Source organism: Serratia sp. CY55921 (assembly GCF_052167655.1).
GTDB lineage: Bacteria > Pseudomonadota > Gammaproteobacteria > Enterobacterales > Enterobacteriaceae > Serratia > Serratia ureilytica.
In genome coordinates this window covers 82734-95138 of record NZ_JBJNMU010000009.1, presented here as the reverse complement: position 1 = coordinate 95138, position 12405 = coordinate 82734, and the positions used below count along the sequence as shown (strand labels likewise).

Below are 12405 nucleotides of genomic sequence, written 5' to 3'. Positions count from 1 at the left end.
GCGGCAATAGCGCGGTGGTCCCACCTGACCCCATGCCGAACTCAGAAGTGAAACGCCGTAGCGCCGATGGTAGTGTGGGGTCTCCCCATGCGAGAGTAGGACACTGCCAGGCATCAAATTAAGCGTGCTGATATGGCTCAGTTGGTAGAGCGCACCCTTGGTAAGGGTGAGGTCCCCAGTTCGACTCTGGGTATCAGCACCACTTTATTTAAAGTGGGTTTAGAAGTTCGGCAGAAAAAAGAATTTGCTTGGCGGCAATAGCGCGGTGGTCCCACCTGACCCCATGCCGAACTCAGAAGTGAAACGCCGTAGCGCCGATGGTAGTGTGGGGTCTCCCCATGCGAGAGTAGGACACTGCCAAGCATCAAATAAAACAACAAGCCTCATGCGAAAGCATGGGGCTTTTTGTTTTGTCTGTTATCTGGCGTTCTGCTCGAGCATGGGCATGCGAAAGGCCCGTCGGGAACGGGCCTTAACGCCGCTTGCGGCGGCCCCGCAGGGGAGAGTCTCAGGATGAGACGAATACTGTAGGACACTGCCAAGCATCAAATAAGCCAAGAGGCCATCCGAAAGGATGGCCTTTTTGCTTTCCGTGCCTCTCATCCTCCCTGCCAAGATCCTGACGCAGTTCGCTCAATGAAACATTTTCACCTTTCCGCTGAACGCTCGACATCGACGGAAAAAAACGCTATCTTCGGGCATCTAGAAGTCTAAACGTATAAATGGATGTGTGAGGGTTAAGCAATGCCGATTCGTGTTCCTGATGAGTTACCTGCGGTCAATTTCTTGCGCGGTGAGAATGTCTTCGTGATGACATCCTCGCGGGCAAAAACACAGGAAATCAGGCCGCTGAAAGTGCTGATCCTCAACCTGATGCCAAAGAAGATCGAAACGGAAAACCAGTTTTTGCGCCTGCTTTCCAACTCGCCGCTGCAGATTGATATCCAGTTGCTGCGCATCGACAGCCGCGAGTCGAAGAATACGCCGGCGGAGCATCTGAACAACTTCTACTGCGACTTCGAGGATATTCAGAACGAGAACTTCGATGGCCTGATCGTCACCGGCGCGCCGCTGGGGCTGGTCGATTTCTGCGACGTTGCCTACTGGCCGCAGATCGAACGGGTGATCGACTGGGCCAAGCATCACGTTACCTCCACGCTGTTCGTGTGCTGGGCGGTACAGGCGGCGTTGAATATTCTGTACGGCATTCCCAAGATGACGCGCGAAGTGAAGCTCTCCGGGGTTTATCCGCACCAAACGCTGCAGCAGCATGCGTTGCTGACGCGCGGCTTCGACGAAAGCTTTCTGGCGCCGCATTCACGCTATGCCGATTTCCCGACCGAGGTGATTCGCCAATATACCGACCTGGACATCCTGGCCGAATCCGAGCAGGCCGGCGCCTACCTGTTCGCCAGCAGGGATAAGCGCCTGGCGTTCGTCACCGGCCATCCGGAATACGATACAATGACGCTGGCGGGAGAGTATTGTCGCGACAACGAAGCTGGCCTCGATCCTGCCGTACCGCTCAACTACTTCCCCGATGACAACCCCGCACTGACACCGAAAGCCACCTGGCGCAGCCATGGCCACTTGCTGTTTTCCAATTGGCTCAATTATTACGTCTACCAGATCACGCCTTACGATCTGCGCCATATGAATCCGACTCTCGACTGATCTTTTCTGCCTGCCGGCGGCTGAATCGAGGCCGCCGCACTGCTCATCCTCTGCACGATCCTCTTTTTACCCGTCAATTCTCCCAAAAAACCATTGCCTAACAACGCGTTAGTCCGTCTTTGCAATTCTATTGGAACCGATTTCCTTACCTGTTGATCGTGTTATTTATCCTAACTAATTGATAATAAAGTGTTAATAAAATATTTAATAATAAAATGGAAATGGTTTTTGATTTTTATTTTTTGTTGGGTATTCTTAACGCTATCGGGATGAGATCTGACCAGTTTAGGATCGTTTCATCCGCCCTGATCCACAGTGATTTCTGATGAAAATGCGCCGGTCGCCCGGGTGCAACGATGGGAAGGAGCAAGGTCATGACGCAACAGATAGCAGGCACGGAGTTAAGGTTTACGCAGGGTTTCGCCGCTGCGGAGCGCCAGGTGTTAACGGATGAAGCGGTTGAATTTCTGGCGGAACTGGTGGGGAAATTCACGCCACGTCGCAATGAGCTGTTGGCGGCGCGTGCCCGCTGGCAACAAAATATCGATCGCGGCGAATTGCCTGGGTTTATTTCGGAAACCACTTCCATTCCTGAAGGCAATTGGCAGATCCGCGGTATTCCGCAAGACCTGCGCGATCGCCGGGTAGAGATCACCGGGCCGGTCGAGCGCAAGATGGTGATCAATGCGTTGAACGCCAACGTAAAAGTGTTTATGGCGGACTTCGAAGACTCGCTGGCGCCAAGCTGGGACAAAGTCATCGACGGTCAAATCAACCTGCACGATGCGGTTAACGGCACCATCTCCTACACCAATGAAGCCGGCAAGATCTACCAGCTGAAACCGAATCCGGCGGTGTTGATCGCTCGCGTGCGCGGCTTGCACCTGCCGGAGAAACACGTCTTGTGGCGTGATGAAGCCATCCCCGGCGGCCTGTTCGATTTCGCGCTGTACTTCTACCACAACTATCGCCAGCTGCTGGCCAAGGGCAGCGGCCCGTATTTCTACCTGCCGAAAACCCAGTCCTGGGAGGAAGCTGCCTGGTGGAGCGATGTCTTCAGCTTTACCGAGGATCGTTTCGATCTGCCGCGCGGCACCATCAAGGCGACCGTGCTGATCGAAACTCTGCCGGCGGTGTTCCAGATGGACGAGATCCTGTATCACCTGCGCGATCACATCGTCGGTCTGAACTGCGGCCGCTGGGATTACATCTTCAGCTACATCAAAACGCTGAAGAACCACGGCGATCGCGTGCTGCCGGACCGTCAGTCGGTGACCATGGAAAAACCTTTCCTCAGCGCCTATTCGCGCCTGTTGATCAAAACCTGTCATAAGCGCGGCGCCTTCGCCATGGGCGGCATGGCGGCGTTTATCCCGAGCAAAGACGCCGAAAAAAACGCCTGGGTGCTGAACAAGGTACGGGCGGACAAAGAGCTGGAAGCCAACAATGGCCACGACGGCACCTGGGTGGCGCACCCGGGCTTGGCGGACACGGTGATGGAGGTGTTCGGCAACGCATTGGGCGATCGTCAAAACCAGCTGGACGTGCTGCGTGAGCAGGATGCGCCGATCAGCGCCGCGCAACTGCTGGAACCGTGCGACGGCGAACGCACCGAAGCGGGGATGCGCGCCAATATCCGCGTGGCGGTGCAGTACATCGAAGCCTGGATCTCCGGCAACGGCTGCGTGCCGATTTACGGTTTGATGGAAGATGCGGCGACGGCGGAGATCTCCCGTACGTCTATCTGGCAGTGGATCCACCACGAGAAGAGCCTGAACGACGGGCGCCCGGTCACCAAGGCGCTGTTCCGCCAGATGTTGCAAGAAGAGATGTTGGTGGTGCGTGAAGAAGTAGGGGAAGCGCGCTTTAACGCCGGCCGGTTCGAAGAGGCGGCGCGCCTGATGGAGCGCATCACCACGCAAGATGAATTAATCGATTTCCTGACGTTGCCCGGCTATGAGCTGCTGGCCTGAACTTTCCCAATCAACCCTACATGACTGAAAGGATAAAAATTATGTCTACCTCTCGCTCTCAACAGATCCAGCAGCTGGAACAGGAATGGAAATCGGCCCGTTGGGAAGGCATTACCCGCCCTTACAGCGCTGAAGACGTGATCAATCTGCGCGGTTCGGTCAACCCGGAATGCACCCTGGCGCAAAACGGCGCCGCCAAACTGTGGGCGTTGCTGAATGGCAAGGCGCGCAAAGGCTACGTGAACTGCCTGGGCGCGCTGACCGGCGGCCAGGCGCTGCAGCAGGCCAAAGCCGGCGTCGAGGCCATCTACTTGTCCGGTTGGCAGGTGGCGGCCGACGCCAACAGCGCGGCCGCCATGTACCCTGACCAATCGCTGTATCCGGTGGACTCGGTGCCGAAGGTGGTCGAGCGTATCAACAACACCTTCCGCCGCGCCGATCAGATCCAATGGGCGAACCAGATTGAGCCGGGCAGCAAAGGGTACACCGATTATTTCCTGCCGATCGTCGCTGATGCGGAAGCCGGCTTCGGCGGCGTATTGAACGCCTTTGAGCTGATGAAAGCGATGATTACCGCCGGGGCCGCCGGGGTGCACTTCGAAGATCAGCTGGCGGCGGTGAAGAAATGCGGCCATATGGGCGGCAAAGTGCTGGTGCCGACGCAAGAAGCGATCCAGAAACTGGTCGCCGCGCGCTTGGCGGCCGACGTGCTTGGCGTGCCGACGCTGGTGATCGCCCGTACCGACGCCGATGCGGCCGACCTGCTGACCTCTGACTGCGATCCGTATGACAGCGCCTTCGTCACCGGCGAGCGTACGGCGGAAGGCTTCTTCCGCACCCATGCCGGCGTCGAGCAGGCGATCAGCCGCGGTCTGGCTTATGCCCCTTACGCCGATATGGTGTGGTGCGAAACCTCAACGCCGGATCTGGATGCCGCCCAGCGCTTCGCCGACGCCATCCACGCCAAATACCCAGGCAAGCTGCTGGCCTACAACTGCTCGCCGTCGTTCAACTGGAAGAAGAACCTCGACGACCAGACCATCGCCCGCTTCCAGCAGGCGCTGTCGGACATGGGCTACAAGTATCAGTTCATCACGCTGGCGGGCATCCACAGCATGTGGTTCAACATGTTCGACCTGGCGCACGCCTATGCGCAGGGCGAAGGGATGAAACACTACGTCGAGAAGGTGCAGCAGGCGGAGTTCGCCGCGGTGGAGCGCGGTTACACCTTCGCGTCGCACCAGCAAGAGGTGGGCACCGGCTACTTCGACAAGGTCACCACCATCATTCAGGGCGGCGCCTCTTCGGTCACCGCGCTGACCGGTTCGACGGAAGAACAGCAGTTCTGATGCGGCAAGCTTGAAGACGTTTCACCCGGAGCCTGCATGCGCAGGCTTCTTTTTCTGGCGGGGGTAAGGATGGCGGCAAAACTGGAGTTGTTGATCGCACAGACGATCCTGCAGGGCTTCGATGCGCAGTACGGCCGCTTTCTGGAAGTGACCGCCGGCGCGCAGCAGCGCTTTGAGCAGGCGGATTGGCCGGCGGTGCAGCAGGCGATGAAAAAGCGCATCCATCTGTACGACCATCACGTCGGTCTGGTGGTGGAGCAGCTTAAATGCATCACCGGGCAGAAATATTTCGACGCCGACTTCCCCAGCCGGGTCAAAGCGGTCTATATCGATCTGCTGCCGGACTACCCGCGTTTTGAGATCGCCGAAAGCTTCTTCAACTCGGTCTATTGCCGGTTGTTCAAGCATCGCGATCTGACGCCGGACAAGCTGTTCGTCTTCAGTTCGCAGCCGGAACGGCGTTTTCGCGACATTCCGCGTCCGCTGGCGCGCGATTTTACCCCCAATGGCGATCTGCCGGCGATGCTGCGCAGCATCTTGAGCGATCTGCCGCTGCGGTTGCCGTGGGAGGATCTGACACGCGACATTCGCTACATCATTCAGGCGCTGCAACGCGCCTTCAGCCCACAGCAACTGACGGGGGCGACCTTCCAGATCGCCAACGAGCTGTTCTATCGCAACAAGGCCGCCTGGCTGGTCGGCAAGTTGCGCCTGGCCGACGGCGTTTACCCGTTCCTGTTGCCGATTCACCACAGCGAATCGGGCGCGCTGTTTATCGACGCCTGCCTGACCGGCAAGGCCGAGGCCAGCATCGTCTTCGGTTTCGCCCGCTCTTATTTCATGGTCTACGCACCGCTGCCGGCGGCGATGGTGGAGTGGCTGCGCGAGATCCTGCCGGGCAAGACCACCGCCGAGCTGTACATGGCGATCGGCTGCCAAAAACACGGCAAAACCGAATGCTATCGCGAATACCTGACCTTTATGGCGCACTCACAGGAACAGTTCATCATCGCGCCGGGCGTGAAAGGCATGGTGATGCTGGTGTTCACCCTGCCGTCCTTCGATCGGGTGTTTAAAGTGATCAAGGATGAGTTCGCCCCGCAGAAAGAGGTGACGCAGGCGCAGGTGATGGCTTGCTATCAGCTGGTGAAAGAGCACGATCGCGTCGGGCGCATGGCGGATACCCAGGAGTACGAAAATTTCGTCGTCGACAAGGCGCGTCTCAGCCCTGAGCTATTGGCGGAGCTGCGGCGTGAAGTGCCGGGCAAGCTGGAAGATCTCGGCGATCGCATCGTGATCAAACATCTGTATATGGAACGGCGCATGACGCCGCTGAACCTGTATCTGGAGCAGGCCAACGACCAGCAAATGCGCGATGCGATTGAAGAGTACGGCAATGCGATCAAGCAGTTGGCCGCCGCCAATATTTTCCCCGGCGATATGCTGTTCAAGAACTTCGGCGTGACGCGCCACGGGCGTGTGGTGTTCTACGACTACGACGAGATTTGCTACATGACCGAGGTCAACTTCCGCGACATTCCACCGCCGCGTTATCCGGAGGACGAGCTGGCCAGCGAGCCGTGGTACAGCATCGCGCCCAACGATGTGTTCCCGGAAGAGTTCCGCCACTTCCTGTGCGGCGATCGGCGCATTCGGCAGGTGTTTGAAGAGTTGCACAGCGATCTGTTTACCGCGGAGTATTGGCGCGGGTTGCAGCAGCGCATCCGCGAGGGGCATGTGGAAGACGTGTTCGCTTATCGCAAGAAGCAGCGGTTCAGCCAGCGCAGCGGGGCGGCGCTGCCGGCCGCCACCGCTGCGATGTAAATCAGGCCTGGGCGCCCGCGACGGCGGCGCGCGCCAGTTCGGTAATGCGCGCGTAGTCGCCGCTTTCGAGCGCGTCCGCCGGCACCAGCCAGGAGCCGCCGATGCACAGCACGCTTTTCAGCGCCAGATAGCTGCGGTAATTGTCCGGCGAGATGCCGCCGGTCGGGCAGAAACGCACCTGCGGGAATGGGCCGCCGATCGCCTGCAGCGCTTTTACGCCGCCGTTGGCTTCCGCCGGGAAGAATTTAAATTCGCGCAGGCCGTAATCCATGCCCTGCATCAGCTCGGAAACGGTGCTGATGCCCGGTATAAGGGGAATGGAACCGGCGGTGGCGGCTTTGAGCAGCTCGTCGGTCAGCCCCGGGCTGATGGCGAACTGCGCGCCGGCCTCGGTCACTTCCCGCAGCTGCTGCGGATTGATCACCGTACCGGCGCCGATGATCGCTTCCGGCACCTCTTGGGCGATGGCGCGAATGGCGTCCATGGCGCAGGCGGTGCGCAGCGTCACCTCCAGCACCCGCACGCCGCCGGCGACCAGCGCTTTCGCCAGCGGCACCGCATGTTCCAGCTTGTTGATCACGATGACCGGCACCACCGGCCCCGCCGTCAGGATCTGCTCGGCGCTTGTTGTCCACTTGTTCATGCTGACGTTCTCCTCTGTGGCCGCCGCCAGGCGGCGATGCGGCCAGGCTATCGATTAAAATTTGATGCAGCAGGCGCCCTGCTCGGCGCCTGACAGCTGGCTGCGCAGCGCGCCGAACAGCTCGCGGCCGCAGCCGATGTGTTCGGCGCTCAGATCGGGTTGGCGAGGCGTGCGCCGCGCCAACTCGTCGGCGTCGACCAGCACCTGCAGCTCGCCGCTGCGGCCGTTGACGCGGATCGGATCGCCGTCGCGCACTTTCGCCAGCAGGCCGCCGGTATAGGCTTCCGGGGTGACGTGAATGGCGGAAGGCACCTTGCCGGAGGCGCCGGACAGGCGGCCGTCGGTCACCAGCGCCACTTTGAAGCCGCGATCCATCAACACGCCCAGCGGCGGCATCAGCTTGTGCAGCTCCGGCATGCCGTTGGCCTGCGGCCCCTGGAAGCGCACCACCACCACGCAATCGCGATCCAGCTTGCCGGCTTCGAACGCCGGCACAATATCGTGCTGGCTGTCGAACACCACCGCCGGCGCTTCGATGATCTGGTTATCGGCGGGCACCGCCGAGGTTTTCATCACCGCGCGGCCCAGATTGCCGGCCATCACTTTGGTGCCGCCGTGATGTTCGAACGGCTGGGCCACGCTGGCGATCACGCTGGCGTCGAGCGAGCCGGCCACGCCTTCGCGCCATACCAATTGGCCGTTGTCCAGCCACGGTTCCTGGGTGTAGCGGCGCAGGCCGAAACCGGCCACGGTGTGTACGTCTTCGTGCAGCAGGCCGTGTTGCAGCAGCTCGCGCACCACCAGCGGCACGCCGCCGGCGGCCTGGAATTGGTTGATGTCGGCCGGGCCGTTCGGGTAGATGCGGCACAGCAGCGGCACCGCCTCCGACAGCTCCGAGAAATCGTCCCAGGTGATGATGATGCCCGCCGCCCGCGCCATCGCCACCAGATGCATGGTCAGGTTGGTGGAGCCGCCGGTGGCCAGCAGCGAGACGATGCCGTTCACCACCACTTTCTCGTCCACCAGGCGGCCGATCGGCAGGTAGTTGCCGGCGGTATCGGTCAGTCGGGTCACCTGGCGCGCGGCGGCGTCGTTCAGCGCGTCGCGCAGCGGCGTGTCCGGATGGACGAAGGAGGCGCCCGGCAGATGCAGACCCATCACTTCCATCACCATCTGGTTGGTGTTGGCGGTGCCGTAGAAGGTGCAGGTGCCGATGCCGTGATAAGAGGCCGCCTCGGCCTCCAGCAGCGCCAAACGGTCGGCCTTGCCCTCGGCGTACAGCTGGCGCACGCGCACTTTTTCCTTGTTCGGCAGGCCGCTGCTCATCGGGCCGGCCGGCACGAACAGCGCGGGCAGGTGGCCGAAGGAGAGGGCGGCCATCACCAGCCCCGGCACGATCTTGTCGCAGATGCCGAGGAACAGCGCGCCGTCGAACATATTGTGCGACAGGCCAACGGCGGCCGACATGGCGATCACGTCGCGGCTCATCAGCGACAGCTCCATGCCGTCCTGCCCCTGCGTCACCCCGTCGCACATCGCCGGCACGCCGCCGGCCACCTGGCCCACGGCGCCGACCGCCTTCAGCGCCTGCTTCAGCCGCTGCGGGTAGTGTTCGTACGGCTGGTGGGCCGACAGCATGTCATTGTAAGCGGTGATGATGGCGATATCGCTGCGCACCATGTTTTTCAGCGACGCCTTGTCATCGGGCTGACAGGCGGCGAAGCCGTGGGCCAGGTTGCCGCAGGCGAGCTGCGCGCGGTGGACGGTTTGGGAGCGGGCGGCCTCGATACGCGCCAGATAGGCGGCGCGGCTGGCCTGGGAACGGTTGATGATGCGCTGTGTGACACGGGACAAGGTTGGATTAATCATGCCTTCCTCACATTGCTGTTGTTATAGTCGCCGCCTGTGGCGGTGCCCCCGGGGGTGATTTGCAGCCCTGGTGTGCAAGGCCGGGGGCGATTTAGGATTTAAAACATCGTGAATGCAATCATGCCGATGGCGCCGCCGACGCTGCCCAGAATGGTTTCCATCACCGTCCAGGTTTTCAGCGTTTGCAGTTCGTTGGCGCCGGTGAATTTGCCGAACAGCCAGAAGCCGGCGTCGTTGACGTGGCTCAGCACGATGGAGCCGCCGGCGATGCAGATGGCCAGCGCGGCCAGTTGCCCGCCGTTCAGACCGAGCTGACTGGTGACCGGCAGCACCAGACCGACGGTGGTCAGGCAGGCGACGGTGGCCGAGCCCTGAATCACCCGCACCATGGCGGACAGCGCGAAGGCGGCCACGGCGATCGGCAGGCCGGCGCCGATCATGGCGTCACCCAACGCCGGCCCTACGCCGGAATCCACCAGGATCTGCTTGAACACCCCGCCGGCGCCGGTCATCAGCAGGATGATCCCGGCCGGCTGCACCGCAGCGGAACAGATGGCCAGGGTCTGTTCGTTGCTCATGCCGCGCGGCTTCGCCAGACCGTAAATCACGATCAGGCAGGCCAGCAGGATGGCGGTGAACGGGTGGCCGATAAACTCCAGCCACTGCTGCAGCTGCGAGCCGGGGGTGACCAGCCGCGCGCCGATGGTTTTCATGCCGACCAGCACCAGCGGGCACAGCACCAGCGCCAGGCTGAAGCCGAACGACGGCAGATTGCCCTTGGCCAGCGTCGGCTCATTCTCTTCCGGCGGCATCGGCCAGTTGACGAAACGGCTGATAAAGCTGCCGTACAGCGGGCCGGCGATCAGCATGCCGATCACCGCCGCCACCAGGCCGATGGCGATCATCCAGCCGAAATCGGCCTTCATCTGCGACGCCAGCAGCATCGGCACCGGCCCCGGCAGCAGGAAGGAGGCGGCGGCGGCCACGCCGGCGAACAGCGGGATCGCCAGCTTGACGATATTGCCGTCGGTGCGGCGCGCCACGGCGAACACGATGCCGATCAGCAGCACCACCGCCACGTCGAAGAACAGCGGCAGTGCGCAGATCAGCCCGGCGATGCCGAGCGCGTAGTGCGCCTTGCTTTGTCCGAATCGTTTCAGCAATTGCGCCGCAATTTGATCGAGCGCGCCGACCTCATGCAGGATCTTGCCGAACATCGCCCCGAGCGCCACCACGATCGCCAGGAAGCCCAGCGTGTCGCCCATGCCTTTCTGCATGGTGTCGGCGATGTGTTCCAGCGGCATGCCGGAGAAAATGCCGGCGGCGATGGACACCAGCATCAGCGCGACGAAGGCGTGCATGCGCGCCTTCATCACCAGGAATAACAGCAGTAAAACCGAGCCGACTGCGGTACCGACCAGCGTTACGGTACTCACGCGCACACGTCCTGCGGCAGGAAGCTCTGGATATGGCGCACGGTATCGGCGATCACCGCGTCCAGCGGCTGATTGATGTCGATCGCCATCACGTCGTTCTCGTCGGCGCCCGGTTGCTCCAGCGCGGCGAACTGGGTGACCAGCATCTGCGGCTTGAAGAAGTGGCCGTTGCGCGCCGCCAGGCGGGATTCGATCACCGGGAACTCGCCGTGCAGATAGATGAATGACAGGTTGCCGTTGCCGGCGCGCAGGCGGTCGCGATACTGCTTTTTCAACGCCGAACAGACGATGATCGACACGTTGTTGGTGCGCTGCATGGCGAAGGCGGCGTCGTTGAGCGCGGCCAGCCACGGCGCGCGATCGTCGTCGTTCAACGCTTCCCCGGCGGCCATCTTCAGGATGTTGCTGCGCGGGTGCAGGAAGTCGCCGTCGAGGAAGCCGGCGGAGAGTTGGCGGGCCGCGGCGGCGGCGACGGCGGACTTGCCGCTGCCGGAAACGCCCATAACGACGTAAATGCGATTTTGATTGTTGGTCATGGCTTGGCTCCAAAACACCGGGTGACGTTACCTTCATTCAATTTGATTGTTACCGGTAACATGTTATCGGTAACATTGTCGAAGGAAGTTTGAGCGGTTGCAATGGGCTTTCGCCGTGAGGATCGTTAACTGTGATCGGCTTCAAGCTTTTTTCCTGTGCGCTAAACAGGATGCCGACAGCCTGTTACATGCTGACAACAGAGCATGGCAGGGGAGCAGGGGCGCACTGGGGCGCCCCTCGGATGAGCAGGATTAGCGCACGCCGCCGTAGGCCAGGCTGATCTCTTTCGCCGCGTGGATCACCAGCGCGCCCAGCTCGATCACACGATCGTCGGTGATGCGCGACACCGGGCCGGAGATGGAAATGGCGGCGAAGGCTTCGCGGTGCTCGTCGAAGATGCAGGCCGCCACGCAGCGCAGGCCGAGCGCGTGCTCTTCGTCGTCAAAGGAGAAGCCCTGTTTGCGGATCTGCGCCAGCCCCTCTTTCAAGTTGTGCGGCGTCAGGGTATGCGGCGTGTAGGTGTGCATGCCTTTCTTGTGCAGCAGTTTGGTCACCTGATCGTCCGGCAGGGTGGCGAGGAACGCTTTGCCGGCACCGGAGGCGTGCATCGGCAGTTTGCCGCCGATCGGCGCCGACATGCGCATCAGCGCCGTGCACTGCACCTGATCGATGATGATCGCCTGGTACTCGCTGGTATCCAGCACCGCCAGGTTGACGGTTTCGCCGGATTCCTCCATCAGGCGGCGCAGCGTCGGATGCACCATCGCCAGCAGGTTGCGGCTTTGCAGGAAGCTGCTGCCGACCACAAAGGCGTGCGAGCCGATGGTCCACAGGCCGAGATCGCCGACCTGGCGCACGAATCCCTGCTGCTGCATGGTGGTGAGCAGGCGGTGAGTGGTGGAGTTCGGCAGGCCGGCCTGCTGGGCCAGATCGGTCAGCGCCACGTTGCCCTGGGCTTCCGAAATGTATTCCAACAGTTTCAGGCCACGGGTCAACGATTGTACCTGACCGGTCGCCGCACTGGCGGCGGGGGCTGCTGCGCGGGGCTTCTTGCCGCGCTTGGCGGGAGCAGGGGTGGCCATGGGTGAGATTCCTTTTTC

9 protein-coding genes, 1 tRNA gene and 2 rRNA genes are annotated in these 12405 nt (G+C 61.4%); 7 read left to right on the top strand and 5 right to left on the bottom strand.

The genetic code is table 11. The features are described 5' to 3' along the window. The 7 genes from rrf (ACJ8M3_RS23655) to aceK all read left to right on the top strand — a co-directional run. Positions 1-112: ribosomal RNA gene (rrf, locus tag ACJ8M3_RS23655) — 5S ribosomal RNA — on the top strand; the annotation flags it as partial. Positions 113-126: 14 nt separating this feature from the next. Continuing rightward, a tRNA-Thr gene (locus ACJ8M3_RS23650) sits at positions 127-202 on the top strand. A gap of 45 nt (positions 203-247) precedes the next feature. Beyond that, positions 248-363 (top strand): 5S ribosomal RNA (gene rrf / locus ACJ8M3_RS23645). A 381-nt stretch (positions 364-744) separates the two neighbouring features. After that, positions 745-1674 (top strand): homoserine O-acetyltransferase MetA, encoded by a 930-nt coding sequence (gene metA / locus ACJ8M3_RS23640; protein ID WP_033651194.1) that lies wholly within the window; start codon positions 745-747, stop codon positions 1672-1674. Positions 1675-2048: 374 nt separating this feature from the next. Next, positions 2049-3647, top strand: coding sequence for a malate synthase A (gene aceB / locus ACJ8M3_RS23635; RefSeq protein ID WP_442514753.1), 1599 nt, complete (start codon positions 2049-2051; stop codon positions 3645-3647). A 41-nt stretch (positions 3648-3688) separates the two neighbouring features. Further along, positions 3689-4996 (top strand): isocitrate lyase, encoded by a 1308-nt coding sequence (aceA, locus tag ACJ8M3_RS23630; RefSeq protein WP_033639246.1) that lies wholly within the window; start codon positions 3689-3691, stop codon positions 4994-4996. A gap of 69 nt (positions 4997-5065) precedes the next feature. Then, positions 5066-6820, top strand: a complete 1755-nt coding sequence (gene aceK, locus ACJ8M3_RS23625) for a bifunctional isocitrate dehydrogenase kinase/phosphatase (RefSeq protein ID WP_060660186.1) — start codon at positions 5066-5068, stop codon at positions 6818-6820. A 1-nt stretch (position 6821) separates the two neighbouring features. Here aceK and ACJ8M3_RS23620 read toward each other — a convergent pair whose 3' ends face one another. The 5 genes from ACJ8M3_RS23620 to iclR all read right to left on the bottom strand — a co-directional run bounded on the left by ACJ8M3_RS23620 (position 6822) and on the right by iclR (position 12387). After that, positions 6822-7463, bottom strand: coding sequence for a bifunctional 4-hydroxy-2-oxoglutarate aldolase/2-dehydro-3-deoxy-phosphogluconate aldolase (locus tag ACJ8M3_RS23620; RefSeq protein ID WP_025304481.1), 642 nt, complete (start codon positions 7461-7463; stop codon positions 6822-6824). A gap of 54 nt (positions 7464-7517) precedes the next feature. After that, positions 7518-9332, bottom strand: coding sequence for a phosphogluconate dehydratase (edd, locus tag ACJ8M3_RS23615; RefSeq protein WP_089197516.1), 1815 nt, complete (start codon positions 9330-9332; stop codon positions 7518-7520). Positions 9333-9430: 98 nt separating this feature from the next. Then, positions 9431-10768, bottom strand: a complete 1338-nt coding sequence (gntU, locus tag ACJ8M3_RS23610) for a gluconate transporter (RefSeq protein WP_060660865.1) — start codon at positions 10766-10768, stop codon at positions 9431-9433. Beyond that, complete coding sequence (gntK, locus tag ACJ8M3_RS23605) at positions 10765-11304, bottom strand: gluconokinase (RefSeq protein ID WP_004936645.1); 540 nt, start codon at positions 11302-11304, stop codon at positions 10765-10767. Before gntK ends, gntU begins: the two co-directional genes overlap by 4 nt. Before the next feature lie 252 nt (positions 11305-11556). After that, positions 11557-12387: a glyoxylate bypass operon transcriptional repressor IclR gene (gene iclR, locus ACJ8M3_RS23600; RefSeq protein WP_004936648.1), complete on the bottom strand. Its 831-nt coding sequence runs from the start codon at positions 12385-12387 to the stop codon at positions 11557-11559. Positions 12388-12405: the final 18 nt, after the last annotated feature.